This window comes from Paenibacillus sp. 32352 (assembly GCF_002042965.1).
In the GTDB taxonomy this organism is placed as follows: domain Bacteria; phylum Bacillota; class Bacilli; order Paenibacillales; family NBRC-103111; genus Paenibacillus_S; species Paenibacillus_S vulneris.
Map to the genome: position 1 here is coordinate 38,612 of NZ_MZNT01000019.1, position 16,912 is coordinate 55,523.

11 protein-coding genes are annotated in these 16,912 nt (G+C 53.8%); 2 read left to right on the plus strand and 9 right to left on the minus strand.

Translation table 11 applies throughout. The features are described 5' to 3' along the window. Window positions 1-40: 40 nt before the first annotated feature. The 5 genes from B1728_RS32125 to B1728_RS32145 form a co-directional block, all read right to left on the minus strand. Complete coding sequence (locus B1728_RS32125) at window positions 41-1,744, minus strand: hypothetical protein (protein ID WP_079914523.1); 1,704 nt, start codon at window positions 1,742-1,744, stop codon at window positions 41-43. Between the two features lies 1 nt (window position 1,745). Continuing rightward, complete coding sequence (locus B1728_RS32130) at window positions 1,746-2,870, minus strand: glycoside hydrolase family 88/105 protein (RefSeq protein WP_079914524.1); 1,125 nt, start codon at window positions 2,868-2,870, stop codon at window positions 1,746-1,748. 63 nt (window positions 2,871-2,933) lie between these two features. Continuing rightward, window positions 2,934-3,800: a carbohydrate ABC transporter permease gene (locus B1728_RS32135; RefSeq protein WP_079914525.1), complete on the minus strand. Its 867-nt coding sequence runs from the start codon at window positions 3,798-3,800 to the stop codon at window positions 2,934-2,936. A gap of 30 nt (window positions 3,801-3,830) precedes the next feature. Beyond that, window positions 3,831-4,799 carry an ABC transporter permease gene (locus B1728_RS32140; protein ID WP_079914526.1) on the minus strand — a complete coding sequence of 323 codons (969 nt, stop codon included), beginning with the start codon at window positions 4,797-4,799 and terminating at the stop codon, window positions 3,831-3,833. Window positions 4,800-4,884: 85 nt separating this feature from the next. After that, entirely contained in the window at window positions 4,885-6,423 is a 1,539-nt protein-coding gene (locus B1728_RS32145) for an extracellular solute-binding protein (protein ID WP_179136284.1), read from the minus strand. Window positions 6,424-6,767: 344 nt separating this feature from the next. Here B1728_RS32145 and B1728_RS32150 point away from each other — a divergent pair, with 344 nt between their 5' ends. Both B1728_RS32150 and B1728_RS35975 read left to right on the plus strand, forming a co-directional pair. After that, the gene (locus B1728_RS32150) at window positions 6,768-9,056 is read left to right on the plus strand and encodes a helix-turn-helix domain-containing protein (protein ID WP_079914528.1); all 2,289 of its coding nucleotides are present in this window, start codon (window positions 6,768-6,770) and stop codon (window positions 9,054-9,056) included. A 59-nt stretch (window positions 9,057-9,115) separates the two neighbouring features. Beyond that, a complete protein-coding gene (locus tag B1728_RS35975) occupies window positions 9,116-9,328 on the plus strand; it encodes a hypothetical protein (RefSeq protein ID WP_144028083.1) in 213 nt (70 codons plus the stop codon). Window positions 9,329-9,332: 4 nt separating this feature from the next. On the opposite strand, the gene B1728_RS32155 is transcribed toward B1728_RS35975, so the two are convergent. The 4 genes from B1728_RS32155 to gltB all read right to left on the minus strand — a co-directional run bounded on the left by B1728_RS32155 (window position 9,333) and on the right by gltB (window position 16,594). Then, a complete protein-coding gene (locus B1728_RS32155) occupies window positions 9,333-9,665 on the minus strand; it encodes a helix-turn-helix domain-containing protein (protein ID WP_079914529.1) in 333 nt (110 codons plus the stop codon). A gap of 265 nt (window positions 9,666-9,930) precedes the next feature. Then, window positions 9,931-10,254 (minus strand): DUF4870 domain-containing protein, encoded by a 324-nt coding sequence (locus tag B1728_RS32160; RefSeq protein ID WP_079914530.1) that lies wholly within the window; start codon window positions 10,252-10,254, stop codon window positions 9,931-9,933. Between the two features lie 183 nt (window positions 10,255-10,437). Next, window positions 10,438-11,922, minus strand: coding sequence for a glutamate synthase subunit beta (locus B1728_RS32165; RefSeq protein WP_079914531.1), 1,485 nt, complete (start codon window positions 11,920-11,922; stop codon window positions 10,438-10,440). A gap of 85 nt (window positions 11,923-12,007) precedes the next feature. Further along, window positions 12,008-16,594 carry a glutamate synthase large subunit gene (gene gltB, locus B1728_RS32170; protein WP_079914532.1) on the minus strand — a complete coding sequence of 1,529 codons (4,587 nt, stop codon included), beginning with the start codon at window positions 16,592-16,594 and terminating at the stop codon, window positions 12,008-12,010. Window positions 16,595-16,912: the final 318 nt, after the last annotated feature.

The following is a 16,912-nucleotide window of genomic DNA, read 5'->3' on the forward strand; positions in this document are numbered from 1 at the left end:
AAAAAAACACCCGCCCTTCGGCGGATGCTTGTGCAATCGATTATTGGGACAGCAGCTCATCGACGGTGGCCGGCTTACGGCGCATAGCTAGTTTCAATGATGGACTTCCATCGGTGCACCGGGCTGTCCAGTACTGTTCTTGCTCGGTCACTTCCACCTGAAGCCATTTCTCACGGTCGCCTAAACTCAATGCGAACAGCAGGCCCGCCTGCTCCATGTCGGTAAAGTTGAATACATGCTCCGGTCCGCTGTAAAGGATGTAATCAAGATGCAGACGTCCGTCCTGAATCTGCCATTCCCAGCCCGTCTTGGATGAGTCTGACTGAAATTCGGCCAATAGGTTCTGCACGCAAATCGTATGCTCCCCAAGCACAACCCGTACCCTTCTCTCCTCCTGTACCTTGACTTCTATCGTATCCAGGCATCCCCCGAATTCCAGGCGAATCCGCAGGTCCTGCGCTTTGACCCATCCCTTGATTCGGTCCAGGCTGCTGTGAGTATCCCCTCCATTGGTGCTGAAGCCGATTCCATACAGGACATCTCCCTCATTTTGCCGGGAGGTGATGATTGCCGCCGCATAGTCATAGCCATCATGAAGACATTGCAGCTGCATATAGGCGGTTTCCCCGCCATGCTTCATATAAGCTAATAAATTGCGCCGCTGATTCCACATAATTTCTTTATCTATCGTGCCTAATGCATAGGCTTCATTCATGAACAGCGTAGCATGCTTCTGAATTCTCTTACCCGTGTTCTCATAAATACGCTGGCGTAAATGCTCATGATGCGGCTCGATAAAGTAACGACGAAGCTTATCGGGACAGCACAATCCGCTGTCATACCAGTTCGGCTCGAAGATCAAGTCCTCATCGGGAAGAAAGCGTACTTCCCCCTCCAAGCCCAGCTGCAAAAAGGTTAGAAACTTCGGCGCCAGCAGCTTATCGTAGCTGCGGCTGTGCGGACCCGCCCACTGCTTCGTGGGCACGTGAAAATGCTCCGCGACCATGCGCCATCCCACCTCAAGCAGCTCCTCCGTCAACTGCCGGGCGGCTTCATTCTTAGTTCGTGTGTAGAGGCTCGACAGCTCGGCAATCGCAACCGTTGTATAGGTGGGACTGTTATACTCCTCGAAGGTGCCGAGACGCTTAGTATGGGCATGAAACTCCGTGAGACGCTGAAGACCATAGTCGCGGTAGGGAGGATAATCGTATACCTCGCCGGCTAGCAGCGTTACGAACGACCCCATAATGGAAATGTTCGTGTAGCCCGGCCTTACATTCCTTGCGATGATCGCCTGGCATGCCCGGAAGATCGCATCACGCAGACAGGACTTTAAGCCGGACGACATGATATCTTGGTAGTGCATGGCGGCAAGAACGAGCTGCTTCCCGCAGAAATCGGCCCAGTTCCAATCGGGGGGCGCCATCTGATCCAAGGGCTCCTCGTAAAACCACGACCAAATGCCATGGGTCGGGCGGCTGGGATCCGTATCCTGCAGCGATAGGACCTTCTCCACAATGGCGCATCCCCGCTCCTGATAGCGGGGAATGCCGCTGCCTAGCAGCGTCACCGCATAAGAGAGCGATTCGCGCGTAGGGTGCACATACGGCACATCCCGAAGGGTCGTATGATAACCCGGACTGCTGAAGGGCTGCCTCAGCAGCTGCAGCTCCGGATTATAATTGGCCTCGTTGTGCTCCAGCCACTGCAGCAGCTTCTGCCTGGTTAATTCCGTTGAGATCATTCTATCGACTCCTTCCGGTGATTCCATTAATAGAGGAAGAGCTGTGCTTCAAGCCCAACCCACGATCCCTTCCTTCCAGCAGCTCACAGATCAGCATAAGCGCCAGCGCTTGGCCGTAAGGCGTCGGTGTTATTTTCACTTCGTTATACGCCTCCACCGTCGGCATGACCGGCGTTCCGCCGGAGACGCCATGTACGGCCCCGTATACGTCGACATGGATCATAACCGCTTCAGCTGCCTTCTCGACCGCTTGACGAAGCTCCGCTTGCAGGACGGAATCTTCTATCATTCCGGTGCGAAGTGCCAGCTGGAAGCCATAGGCAATGCCGGCGGCGGCCGAGGTCTCCAAATAGAAGTCCGGCCGGTCAAGGACGGTATGCCACATGCCGTTGGCTGTCTGGTATCGGACTAACCCCCGCAGCAGCGCCGTATAACGCTCGTACACCTCGGCCGGAATCTTAGCTAAATGCTTGACATGAGCAACAATCTCGGGGACGCCGAAAGCGACCCAAGCATTGGCACGGCCCCACCGGGCTGCCGACATGTGGTTGCGGTTGACCCCGTCAAAGCCATGGAACAGCACGCCCGTCGTCTCATCCTGTAACAGCTGGAGATGGACGAGCACCTGCTTCACGGCTTCCTTCGCCATGACAGCGTCTCCTGTCAAAGAAGCGAGGCGGGCAAGGAACAATGCGCCGACGACAAGCGTATCCGCCCACAGCTGCCCGGGGAAGTCGACGCCCTCGGTCACCGTATGCTCGAAGCCGCCCTCCTTCGTGCGGGGCGCCTCATGCATCAGCCAGTCGCCGTGCTCCTGCACAAGCGGCATCCACTCCGCCGCCGCTTCCGGTTCCTGTCGCAGCAGCTCCGTCAACGCCGCGAACGGCGCGGTGGAGTTGATCACGCGCTGCTGTGCAGCTTTGTGGCGGTTATCCCGCATCCAGCGCCACAAATATTCCCGCACCGTTTCTAGCCCGGTTGCCTCGTAATACTTGACCGCCGCGATCAAGCCTACGCCCGGCTTCCAATCCCAATTGTACATGCTGCGCTGCCAATCGCTCTCGGGCGCGGTCACCATGTACTCGTATACCTGCTCCGCCTTGCCTAGGAGCTTCTCTCTATTCATCTATATTCCTCCTCGCTGCATTACACAGACGATATTTGATGTGTATCTTGCAGACCCACGCGCCTAGCCCTTCACCGAGCCGATCATCGCTCCCTTGGCGAAATACTTTTGCAGGAACGGATAAATAAGCAGAATCGGCACCGTAGCGATAATAATCATCGCCATCTTGACGGTGACGCCGATTTTCGGTGCATCTCCGGACATGGCGGCATCGACCGCTTCGCTTGTCATTTGCACGAGAATTTGGCGCAGCAGCACCTGCAGCGTCATTTTGCTGACATCACTGTTGTACATGACCGCCTGGAAGAAGATATTCCACTTGGATACCGCATAGAACAGAGTCAGCGTAGCGATAACCGGCAAAGAAATCGGCATGACGATTCTCGCCAGCACTCCCATATCATTGCTTCCGTCGATTTTGGCCGATTCCTCCAGCTCTTGCGGAACGGAGCGGAAGAAGCTGACCATAATCATCAGATTAAATACGCTAAGGGCACTTGGAACAATAAGCGACCACAGCGAATTCAGCATCCCCAGCTCTTTCACCAGCAAGTACGAAGGGATAATGCCTCCGTTAAACAGCATCGTAAAAAAAGCGAGGAACAGCATCACGCTAGTGCCCTTCACGTGTTTCTTGGACAGCGGATACGCAAGCGAGATGGTTAACAGCATGCTGAGAATGGTTCCTGCAACAGTCACAAACACCGTATTATAGAACGTCTGGATGAACTGCCGGTTATGAAATACCGTATCATAGGCGATGCTCGTCCACTGCTTTGGCCAGAACAGCAATTGGCCCTCGTATACCAAATGCGCCGTGGAGAAGGACAGCACGAACACGTTCCAGAACGGAAATACCATCAACAGCGCCATCAGGCCGAGCAGCGTGTAATTGACCGCCTCGAACCAGATGCTTTTTTGAATTTTCATCTGAATGTTTCTCCTTTCCGAACGCTTTGGCTAAAATAAATAGTTATCGCTCGTCTTCTTGGCTACGTAGTTGGAACCGAGAATAAGGACAAGTCCTACCGCGGATTTAAACAGCCCTACCGCCGACGCAAAGCTGAAATTGCCCTGCAGCACGCCCGCTTTGAACACGTACGTATCGAATACCTCGGATACGCTGCTCACCATCGGGTTGCCCATAATAAACAGCTGGTCGAAGGAAAGGCTCATAATGTGCCCGATCCGCAGCAGCAGCAGCACAACAACGGTGTTCATAAGAGCCGGTATCGTAATGGCCTTCATCTGATGCCACCGGTTCGCTCCGTCTACACGTGCAGCTTCATACAGTTCCGGGTTAATCCCGGCCAAGGCCGCCAGGAAAATAATCGTCCCCCACCCCGCTTCCTTCCATATGCTCTGCAGGGTAATCATGCCCCAGAACAAGCGGGTATCGAGCAGCAGCTGCACCTTCGGAAACCCCAGCGCATGAACAATTTGGGTAACGATCCCCTCAGAATTCATCAACGTAATCGTCAATGAACAAATAACGACCCAAGATACGAAATGGGGCAAATAAATGATCGTCTGTACCGCCTTCTGAAATACGACGGAGCGCACTTCATTGAGCAGCAGCGCAAGTACGATAGGTGTTGGGAAAAATAAAACCAGGTTCAGCAGGCTGATCACAAGAGTGTTGCGCAATACCATCCAGAAATCCGGATGCTTGAACAATCTCTCAAAATGAGCAAACCCGACCCAATCGCTATGAAAAATTCCCGCAAACGGGTTATAGTCCTGAAACGCCAGCACGATGCCATACATCGGCACATAATCGAAAAGCAAAATAAACGCCATGCCCGGCAGAGCAAGCAAATACATGTACCGGTCCGCCCACAGCTTTCTCCACAGCTTGCTGCGCTTTGAGCCTGATGCGGCGGCTGGCTTGCTGCCGCGAATGGCCGCGGCTTCCGTTCCCATTGCCATAATGGAAGTTCACGCTCCTTATGAAAAGCTCGGGTACGTTCCGATGAGCAGAAACGTACCCGCTTGGCTTTCCTTTATTTTGAACCTATTTGTCGCTTGCGGAAATTTCCTCAACCCATTTGTTTCCTTCAAAACGGTCATACCACTGCTTCACGATACTGTCCCAATCCTTCACGTCGATATTGCCCATGATGACTTTTACCGTGTTGGTATTGATAAACGCGTCGGCTTCCGCTCTGTATTTCGCTCCGGTTGGAGAAAACGCGAAATCCAGCGGCTTAGGTATGTTCAAATATTTCTCCAGCATTTTGTTGCCGTCGACGATCGCTTTCTGCGCTTCTTCCGAGTTCTTCTTGCTGATAAATACTTCTTCGGTCGGCTGCAGCGGCAGCGTCCACAGGAATGCTCCCGGCATATCGCGTGCGATCAGCTCGCTTTTCACTTCGTTCTTGCCGTCCTTCTTCGTATAGTGGATGCCTTCCGCGCCGTATACGTTGAAGCTTTGACCTTCCGGGCTGGCCCCAAAGTCCAGCCATTCCATCAGCTTTTGCATTTTGGCAGGATCTTTAGCCGCATTTTTGGATACGAACAAACCGCCGTAATTTACGCGGCCTGTAGCGCCTTGCTGGCCTGACGGACCTTTGACCGGCTCGAAAGGAACGAGCTTGGCGGACGGATTCGTTTTCTTGAAATTGTCCTCAAAGTCGTTGATGCGGGAAAGGTACTGGAAGAAGATCCCGGCCTGTCCTTTGCTGACCAGCTTGGATTCCGCCGTTCTGCCGTCCGTTACCGCAAAATCCGGATCGATCAAGCCGTCTTTGAATGCTTTGCTCATCCAGGCAAGGTATTCCTTGAAAGCCGGAGTCGCGAAATTCGGCACGTACTTACCGTCCTGCTTCACCCATTTATCCTGAATGCCGAACGGCTCCTGCAGACCGCTCGCCCCAACGAAGGCATTGTTGGCATAGCCGATCTGGATCCCGTAGGTATCCTTTTTGCCGTTATTGTCCGGATCATTGAATGTGAAGGCTTTGGCTACGTTATAGAGCTCGTCCATCGTTTTGGGAGCCTGCAAGCCCAAATGATCCAGCCAGTCTTGACGAATCATCGGTGCATCACCGGTCGCAACAGGGTTACGCACATTCGTGATGGCCCATGTTTTATTTTGATACTTCGTAATATAAAGGTCCTTCTGCTTCTTCAGGTTCGGATACTTGTCGATATATTCGTCCAGCGGAACGATTTCTCCAGCCTTAATCATACCAACGATAAAATCATCCATCGTCCGCCAGGCGAATGCGTCCGGAATGTCTCCCGAGGCGATTTGCACGCGGATTTTCTCTTTATATATCTCATAAGCGTTGATATTGAACTCGAATTGAACGCCGAGCTTATCCTGCAAATATTTCAAAGCTTCATTGCTTTCCGCCGACGTGCTCGGAATCGTGTTTCCGTAATCGTAAGCCACTTTCAATTTTACAGATCCGTTTGGTGCCTTGGAGCCGTCCTGAGCGCCTTGTGTCCCGTTCGCACCGCTATTGCCGCAAGCTGCCGTAACAGCCGCGAGTGCGGTTACCAGTACTATGCTTGCCGTCTTTTTCCAAATGCTGTTGGTTAACGTCATGTATGAAGTACCCCTTTTCCTCTTTATCAATTCCCGTTGATGTCCCATGGTATTGATGCTTGACCTTGCATTTTTCGGCCGGCCTGCCTCGTCATTACTTTATCCTTCTTCACGGATTCACAGCAACGATCATTTGCTGCAAAATGCCCTACTCTCGCACATTGACCAAACGTCTCGTCTTCAAAACCCAGCAGGAATGCGGGTTTTTGCGGCGACTTATCATTATGAGCAAATTCGCCTTTTGCCTGAATTGACACTTTCCATGCTATAATCAAACGGGTATATTTTATGAGAAACGATCCTGAGACGCCCAGCTTTTACTGGCAATAGAAAGGGGAGACATCATGCGGCTGCAGCGCTCCAAGAAAGCCCAGACTCTCATTCTCATGCTGCTGTTGACCTCCCTCAGCATTGCGGTCATGGGATTCACCGTATACCGCATCGCTACGAATACTTTGACTCAGGAGGTCCAGAGCGCCTACCGGGTTTCTTTGCTGCGCATGCAGGATCAGGTCGAAGGCTACTTCAAACAAATTGACCAAGCCGTCCTGCAATTCGAAAAACTCCCTGCACTCGAGTCACTCGCTTCCCCCAAGACGGAAGAAAATAACCTGGAACTATTGTCCTTGCTTGAAACGATGCTTCGCATGCAAACCTCTCTGGAGGATGTAGATAATATTGCCCTGTACCGGCTTGGCACGCACAGACTATACAGCACCAATCATCAAGTTTCCACCTTTCAGGATGATTATGCTCAGGTCATAGACAGGTTCGAGCGTCTTGAAAGCAGCCAAGCCTTTTTCAGCATGACGGTCAAACAGACACCGACAACCGTATATGTCCGGAAGCTGCCAATATTTCAAAGCTCCAAAGCTTTTTACATTATTGTTCATTTGAATCAGAAATTTTTCGATCATATCCTTGGAGCTCATAATGAATCCAAGGGCACTTACTTCATTCTTGATGAGCATGGGAGCTTATTGCAGTACCGTGGTGATCTAAGCTCTGAACGGCTTGAGAGGGAGATCGTTCCTATCATTACGAAAGGCATGCCGGGGTCCGAGGAGGTCTTTATCTCTTACCTGCCTCCTTCCTACAAGGGATGGGTATTCGGGTTCGCCATTCCTGCATCCGAGCTGTTTATGAAAATGAACGGTATTCGAAACGGCATTTTCATACTGGCGGGTATCCTGCTGGGGTTGGCCATCTTCGTTATTATTTTCTCTACGAACCGGCTGTGGCGGGGATGGAGCGACATCGTGTCCTTGCTAGAGGATTCCACTCCGGGAAAAGGGGATAAAGGGCTGAAGGACAAGACGCTTCCCGGAAAACAGGCTTTCTCTGCCGAAGCCTCGGCGCCGTTAGACGAATTTCGCCAAATCTATGATAAAATGCAGCGCATCAAGGAAACCCGCGATGAGCTCAAAGAGCAGGTCAGGGAGCTGACGCCGGAAATCCGGGAAGCTTATATCCGCGATATGCTGCAAAAAGGACTCCGGTCGGAGGAAGATCTGGAGAAGTGCCGGCGGTATCACATTCCGCTGTTAACCGGAAACTATAGCTGCTATTGCGTTGAAATCGACCAATATAAAAGCATGGCGGAGATTTATTCGGAAGCCGATCTATATTACTTCCGCTACGGGCTGTCCATGGTGATTCAGGAGGTAATCGATTCCCAGGGACAAGGGGTCGTGTCCGCCCATGGCGACGGGCGCTTTCTCGCCCTGATTACTCTGGAGGAACCGGTATCGGAGGAAGCCTATTCCATGATCCTGAGATCGGCATCGACGGTTCGCGATTTTATTAAGCAGTACTTTCCGTTTACCATATCGATCGGCGTCAGCCGCGTCCGCAAAGAGTTTGCTTACCTGAGCGTATCCGCACAGGAAGCCGAGGAGGCATTGAAGCATAAGCTCGTGGCAGGTACGAACGAGGTCATTCCTATTGCCGAATTCCAACCGGATGGAACCGATGGACAGCAGCAGCCTCTCCCGATCTCGTTCCGTGAGCTGGAGAACGATTTGATCTATGCCATCCGTTCCATGGACCGCGAGCTGGCTAGCCGGTATGTGGACTCACTCGGCTCTCTGCAGGGTATTCGCACCATCAGCTATCAGTGGCTTCAAAGCCAGCTGGCCGAAATGGTGTTCTCTATCCATCGCACCGTCGGCAGCTCCCTCCGCAAGCCTATGGCAGAGCCTGTCATGGCCGAGCTTATGGAGCTTGCTACATTAGAGGAATGGAGCAGCTGGCTGAAAATACAAGCAATCGACCGGCTCATTGCCGGGTTGTCGAATGAGCATATGGAGCACATGCAGAACGTCGCCCGGCAGCTCGCCGCTTACATTGAGGAGCACAATGAAGAGGATCTGCGTCTGGAGAGCTGCTGCAAGGCACTGAACCTCCCTGCTTCCATCGGCAAGCAGGCGCTAAAGGAGGTTCACGACACAACCTTCTCCGAATACTTGCTGCAAAGCCGGATTGGAAAGGCGCAAAGATGGCTCCTGGAGACGGAAATGAGCGTCGAGGAAATCGCCTCCCGCTTGCAGTACAGCAATGCGCAGAACTTCTCCCGGACGTTCAAGAAGGCGGTCGGCGTCCCTCCGGGACATTATCGGAAGGCTTATAGTTGAAAGGTTGTTATCAGCTAAGGAAGATAGATGGATGAGGGATGGGGATTGCCCGCAGGAGCATGCGTTGGAGCAACCTCTCTCCCGGTGAAAGACAAGCCCGTATTTGGCGGCTTATCTTCGTTGCCGGCGTCGGCCAAGGTCTGGTGGGGGTACTTCACGTTCGGGGGACTGTCCAGGCTCCGCGCGAAGCAAGAAGCAGGCCCCTCTGGATACAGCTGCGCAATGTCAAAAAAGCCCATAGACCGCATCGGCGGCTGTGGGCTTTTGAGTGAAAGCTTATTCTTTGTGACTGTTGTTGTTGCGCCACTTGTTGAACTGCAAAAACTCCATAAACTGATCCTTACTGACTCCCGAAGACATGGCCTCCCGAACGAGTCCCACCCACTCCTCATCCAGATCCTGATGCTCGGTCGTTTTATTGTGCAGGAACGATTCTATAGGTACGTCGAGAACCGCGCATATTTTCTCCAGAAATTGAATGGAGGGATTGGATTGGATATCCCTCTCGATGGAACTTAAATAGGATTTCGCTACCCCGGCCTTTTCGGCGAGTTCCGTGAGGGTGAGCCCCTTTTCCATCCGTAATTGTTTCACTCGTCTGCCTATCATGGTAGCACCCCTACTGTTCTTTCTTTTTCTCTTCCTTCATATTTTATCAAAAAAAGTGCCGATGTGAACGTGTAAAAAAGAAAAAAATGAAATGAGCGACCATCCATACTTGGATTATGCTGTATCGGCTGGTAAATGAAAGCCAAATACGGCTTGTCCTGCCCTAGCCCAAACAAGCCTTCAACATCCCGCTCCGGGATGATAAAGGCTGTTGAAGTGAGATGGAGAGAGCGCCGAGACCGCAGCCCGCTTTACATCCTGTTCGTTATTTTATCAAACGAATCGTTAAAGGATATTCATACATTTGCCCTTTGGAGGCCCGAACCGAGGCTATGATAATCACAATAAGCGCGAATATGCCCAGCAGCGGAAGCAGGACAAACCCGATTACCGCGAAGCAGAGAATTCCCGCAACAAAAGAATAGATGATCATCGATATTTGAAAATTCAGCGATTCTTTCGCATGCTCCGCGATATAAGCGGATTCATCCTTCTTAATCAACCAAATAATCAGCGGTGCGAGCACACCAAGAATAATGCATAATACATGAGAAAGCAGCGCCAAGTTTCTTTCTTCACTCGAAACCATACTGCACCTCCGTCCCTGGACTTTGTACTGCCAAACATAGATTGTCACTAGCAATATGTATGCGCCATTCGCGTTGAAGTTGCAGCCGAATCGAAATATTCCGCTATCCGCACCAAATCGGCAAAAAAAAATAAGGTGCCGGATGCCGGCCCCCTATTGAAGGTTTATGCTGTTAATTATTCATTACGGTAATTGGGTAGACCCCATCAAATAGAGGTCGCATTCACGGGCGGCCTCCCGTCCTTCGTTGATCGCCCACACGACGAGGCTTTGCCCGCGGCGCATATCCCCTGCGGCAAACACGCCTTCTACGTTCGTAGCAAATTTGCCGTAATCCGCCTTGGCGTTGGAACGCTCATCCTTCTCTACACCCAATTGATCCAGGACCGTATGCTCCGGACCGAGGAAGCCCATCGCCAGCAAGACTAGCTGGGCAGGGTATACCTTCTCGCTGCCCGGAACCTCCACCGGCACAAACCGGCCTTGTTCATCCTTCTTCCACTCGATAAGCACCGTATGGAGCTCCTTCACATGCCCATGTTCGTCCCCGACGAATTTTTTCGTGCTGATCTGATACGTCCGGGGGTCATCCCCTTGCAGCGCAGCCGCCTCCTGCTGCCCGTAATCCACCTTCAGCACCTTCGGCCATTCCGGCCACGGATTGTTCGCTTGGCGGGTCTCCGGCGCCTTCGGCATCAGCTCGAATTGCAGCACGCTTTTGCATTGATGGCGGATGGAGGTGCCCACGCAATCCGTCCCCGTATCGCCGCCGCCGATAACGATGACATCCTTGCCTTCAGCGGAAATGAACTGTCCGTCTTCATGCTTGGAATCGAGCAGACTCTTCGTATTCTTCGACAGAAATTCCATCGCCAGGTGGATGCCCTTCAGCTCGCGGCCTTCAATATTCAAATCGCGGCCCTTGGTCGCGCCACCGCACAAGACGACAGCATCGAACTCTTCCTTCAGCCTGGAAGCCGGAATATCTTTGCCGATCTCCGTACCGGTAACGAACTGGACGCCCTCGGCCGCCAACAGATCGATTCGGCGCTGCACGTAGGCTTTATCCAGCTTCATGTTCGGAATGCCGTACATGAGCAGCCCCCCGATGCGGTCCGCGCGTTCGTATACGGTCACCGAATGGCCTGCTTTATTCAGCTGGGCGGCACAGGCGAGCCCTGACGGGCCTGATCCGACGACCGCCACCTTCTTGCCGGTGCGCGATTGGGGTGGCTCGGGAACAACCCAGCCTTCGGCGAAGCCTTTATCGATGATCGATTTCTCGATATTTTTGATGGTTACCGGCGTGTCCTTCAGGCCCACCGTACAGGAGCCCTCGCAGGGCGCAGGGCACACTCGGCCCGTAAATTCCGGGAAATTATTCGTCTTATGCAGACGATCCAGCGCCTCGCGCCATAGTCCGCGGTAGACAAGGTCATTCCATTCCGGGATCAGATTGTTGACCGGACAGCCTGCCGCCATCCCGCTGATCAGCTTCCCTGTATGGCAAAAAGGGATGCCGCAGTCCATGCAGCGCGCGCCCTGCACCTGCAGCTTCTCCTCGCTCATCGGAACGCTGAACTCGTTCCAATGGCTGATCCGCAGCAGAGGGGCCGTCTCTTCGGGAGTTTCCCTCTGATACTCCATAAATCCGGTTGGTTTCCCCATCGTATACCTCCTGCTCGTGCCGGGCATCGGCCGATCCTCTTAGATGCAGCCAAAAGAATCGTTCAAGCCCGGCACGGGATTAATATTAGTTGCCGCCTACGCGGGAGACGTCCTTCATGTTCTCTTCGAAAGCGACCAGCATCGCTTCCTGCTGGCTCAAGCCGGAGCGCTTCACGCGCTCGATAGCCTCGAACATCCGCTTGTAATCCTTCGGAATGACCTTAATAAATTTCCAGAGATACTCTCCCCAGTTTTTCAACACGCGATCGGCTACGGTGCTGCCCGTAAACGTCTCGTGGCGCTGGATCATATTGCGCAGCTCCTCGGCTTCATATGTTTCCTCCACCTGCTCGAGCAGCACCATCTCTTTATTGCAGCGTTCGCTGAATGTACCGTCTTCATCCAGCACATAGGCGATGCCGCCTGACATCCCGGCTGCAAAGTTACGACCCGTTAAGCCAAGGACGACTACGCGTCCTCCGGTCATGTATTCGCAGCCATGGTCGCCCACGCCTTCGACAACGGCGCGAACGCCGGAGTTGCGTACGCAGAACCGCTCACCTGCTATTCCCCGGATATAGGCCTCGCCGTCCGTAGCTCCATAGAAGGCCACGTTGCCGATGATGATGTTATCCTCGGCGGCAAACGTCGACTGCTCGGAAGGGAAGATGGCGATTTTGCCGCCGGATAAGCCTTTGCCGACATAGTCGTTCGCATCCCCTTCCAGGGAAAGCGTGATGCCCTTCGGCACGAAGGCGCCGAAGCTCTGCCCTGCGGAGCCGTTAAAATGCAGGCGGATCGTATCGTGAGGCAGTCCCTCACTGCCGTAACGGCGGGTGACCTCGCTGCCGACGATCGTCCCGACGACGCGGTTGACGTTATGAATCGGCAAAATCACATGCACGTGCTCTTTCCGTTCAAGCGCAGGCTTGCAGGCTTCCAGCAGCTCCGTCATGTCCAGGGACCGATCCAGTCCGTGGTCCTGGGTCTCGGAGCAGAATCGTCCTACCTCTTCTCCAACCTCCGGCTGGTGAAGAAGAGGGGACAAATCGAGGCCTTTGGCCTTCCAATGCTCGATGGCCTGCTTCGTTTCGAGAATCTCGGTATGTCCGATCATTTCCTCAATCGTACGGAAGCCGAGCTCCGCCATGAGCTCGCGCGCGTCCTGCGCGACGAAATGCATAAAGTTGACCACGTGCTGCGGATCTCCCGAAAATTTTTTGCGCAAATCCGGATTCTGGGTAGCCACGCCAACCGGACAGGTGTCCAAGTGACATACCCTCATCATAATGCAGCCGAGGGCGATCAGCGGTGTCGTGGCGAAGCCGAACTCTTCGGCTCCAAGCAGCGCGGCAATAACGACATCGCGGCCTGTCATCAGCTTGCCGTCCGTTTCCACCGTAATGCGGCTTCTCAGATTATTCAGCACCAGCGTCTGATGCGTTTCGGCAAGCCCCAGCTCCCACGGCAAGCCGGCATGGCGGATGCTCGTTTGCGGCGAGGCTCCGGTTCCCCCGTCGTAGCCGCTGATCAGGACGACGTCGGCCTTCCCTTTGGCCACGCCGGCCGCGATTGTGCCTACTCCCACCTCGGATACGAGCTTGACGCTGATTCGAGCCCGCGGGTTCGCGTTCTTCAGATCGTGAATCAGCTCCGCCAAGTCCTCGATCGAATAGATATCATGATGCGGCGGAGGCGAGATCAATCCCACACCCGGCGTTACGCCGCGGACCTCGGCGACCCAGGGGTACACCTTCGTGCCCGGCAGCTGACCGCCTTCCCCCGGTTTGGCGCCCTGCGCCATCTTGATTTGTATCTCGTCGGCGTTAACGAGATAATGGCTCGTTACGCCGAAGCGTCCCGAGGCCACCTGCTTGATCGCACTGCGGCGAAGGTCTCCGTTCGCGTCGGGAGTGAAGCGCTCCGGATGCTCCCCTCCCTCGCCTGTATTCGATTTACCGCCGATCCGGTTCATAGCGATCGCCAGGCTCTCATGAGCTTCCTTCGAGATGGAGCCGTAAGACATGGCACCTGTCTTGAACCGTTTGAACATCGATTCTACAGACTCGACTTCTTCAATAGGAACCGGATTGCGGTTCGGCTTAAAGGAGAGCAGGGAACGCAGCGTGGCGTACTTTTCATTTTCTTTATGAATCAGCTTGACGAAGCTTTTGAACATGCCGTAATTGTTTGTTCGGACGGCCGTCTGCAGGGCGTGGATCGTTTCCGGGTTATACAAATGATCCTCGCCGTTCTTGCGCCACTGCAGCTCTCCCCCCGTATCCAGCACACGATCCCGGCCCTCCTGCTCGGAGAAGGCCCGCTGATGACGGAGAATCGCTTCCTGGGCAATCCCCTCTATCGTCATTCCGCCGACCGGCGTATAAGTCCACGTAAAATATTTATCGATAACGGAGGAGTCCAAGCCAATTGCTTCAAAAATCTGCGCTCCGCGGTAGCTCTGGATCGTGGAGATGCCCATCTTGGCCAGCACCTTCACGACGCCCTTGGTAGCGGCTTTCACGTAGTTATAAACCGCCTTTTCCGCCGTAATGTCCTTCAGCCTGCTATGGCGGACCATATCCTCCAGCGTTTCCAAGGCCAGATAAGGATTGACCGCGCTGACCCCGTAGCCCAGAAGCAGAGCAAAATGATGCACCTCACGCGGCTCGCCCGACTCCAGCAGCAAGCCTACCTTCGTCCGCGTGCCTTCGCGGATCAGGTGATGGTGCAGGCCCGAGACCGCAAGCAGCGCAGGTATGGCTGCATGGCGGGCGTCTACGCCGCGGTCGGATAATAGAATCAGCGTTGCGCCGCCGGCAATCGCTTCATCCGCAGCCGCGTACAGCTCATCCATCGCGCGTTCCAGCGCGGACGCGCCCTCAGCCGGATTGAACAGGATCGGCAGTATAACCGTGCGGAAGCCTTCACGCTGAATGCCGCGCAGCTTGGCAAGCTCGGCATTCGTCAGGATCGGCGTAGCCAGCCGGATTTGACGGCAGCTTGCCGGCTCCGGCCGGATCAAGCTGCGCTCGGGACCCACCGTAGTGCCCTGCGCCGTAATAATCTCCTCGAAGTTGGCGTCGATCGGCGGGTTCGTCACCTGCGCAAACAGCTGCTTGAAGTAGCTGTACAGCAGCTGCGGCCGGTCCGACAGCACCGCCAGCGGAGCATCGAAGCCCATGGAGCCTACAGGGTCCACTCCGGTTTTAGCCATAGGCTCCAAAATTTTGCGCAGGTTCTCGAAGGTATAGCCGAACGCCTGCTGGCGCTGCAGCACCGTATCGTGATCGGTCTGCGGCACTTCAGCCGCTTCCGGCAGCTCCTCAAGCGATACCAGGTGCTCATTCAGCCATTCGCGGTACGGATGCTCGGCGACAATGCTCCGCTTGATCTCCTCATCGGATATGATCCGGCCTTCCGCCGTATCTACGAGCAGCATGCGGCCCGGCCGCAGACGCTCCTTGCGGATAATGCGCTCCGGAGCGATATTCAGCACGCCGGCTTCGGAAGCCAGGATGATGAGATCGTCCTTCGTAATATAGTAGCGGCCCGGGCGAAGCCCGTTGCGGTCGAGCACCGCGCCGACCACCTTCCCGTCCGTAAACGAGATGGCGGCCGGTCCGTCCCACGGCTCCATCAGGCAGCTGTGGTATTCGTAGAACGCTTTCTTCTCATCGCTCATCGACTCATGCTTCGACCAAGGCTCGGGAATCATCATCATCGCCGCGTGAGGCAGGGAACGGCCGGACAGCATGAGGAACTCGAGCGTATTGTCAAACATTTGCGAATCGGAGCCGCTGGTATCGATGACCGGCAATATGCTCTTGAAATCCTCCCCGAACAGCTCCGTTTCGCACATGGCCTGACGCGCATGCATCCAATTGACATTGCCGCGCAAGGTGTTAATTTCTCCGTTATGAATGATATAGCGGTAGGGATGCGCCCGCTCCCAGCTCGGGAATGTATTCGTGCTGAACCGGGAGTGAACGAGCGCCAGCGCAGTTTCAAAGGCGGGATCCTTCAGCTCGATATAGAAATGGTCAACCTGAGCGGGCGTCAGCATCCCTTTGTATACAATGGTTCGGCTTGATAAGCTCGCAAAATAGAGCGGCTGTTCACAGTTCAAGGCACGCACGGCATTCTCGGTCCTTTTGCGGATCACGTACAGCTTGCGTTCGAATGCAAGCTCCTCCACGCCGTTCGCCCCGATAAAAATTTGGCGGATAAAGGGCTCTACCGATTTGGCGGACTCGCCCAGGGAGGAATGATCCGTAGGAACTGTTCTCCAGCCAAGCAATAGCTGGCCGGCTGCCGCCACGTTCTCCTCCAAAATCTTCTCACAGGCAGCACGCTCAGCCGCATCCTGAGGCAAAAAAAGCATACCGACGCCGTATAGTCCGGCCTCCGGCAGCTCTATGCCTTCCTTGCCGCATTCCGCTTTCAAGAAGCGATGCGGAATTTGCAGCAAAATACCGGCGCCGTCTCCCGTATTCGTCTCACTGCCCTGTCCGCCGCGATGGTCCAGATTGCATAGAACATTCAACGCTTGACCGACAATCTCATGACTCGGCTTCCCCTTGATGTTGGCAACAAAACCGATACCGCACGCATCATGCTCGAACTGCGGATCGTACAGGCCTTGCTTCATTGGCAATCCTTTTCTGTTCATGTTGTACAACCTTTCTATCCTTTATTTGTTCAAGCTCTTACCAACATAATTTAGTACAGTAAAGCTTTACATACATAAAGTTAGGAATGGGAAAAAAGAGGCGACGACGATCTGTTGCTCTGGAAACTGCGATCTGCTATTGGACCCGCTTCTCTTGATGAACATGGAGATGATGTGCCTCTTTGCGCTGCAAACTATGACAATTCTATGAACCTCTCTTAAAAGGTATGATTTATATTAACATCTGAGAACTGACTAATCAATTTAAACCTATGCATTTTTTCTGCAAAATCCAATCTTTGCTCCTATATCTAACAT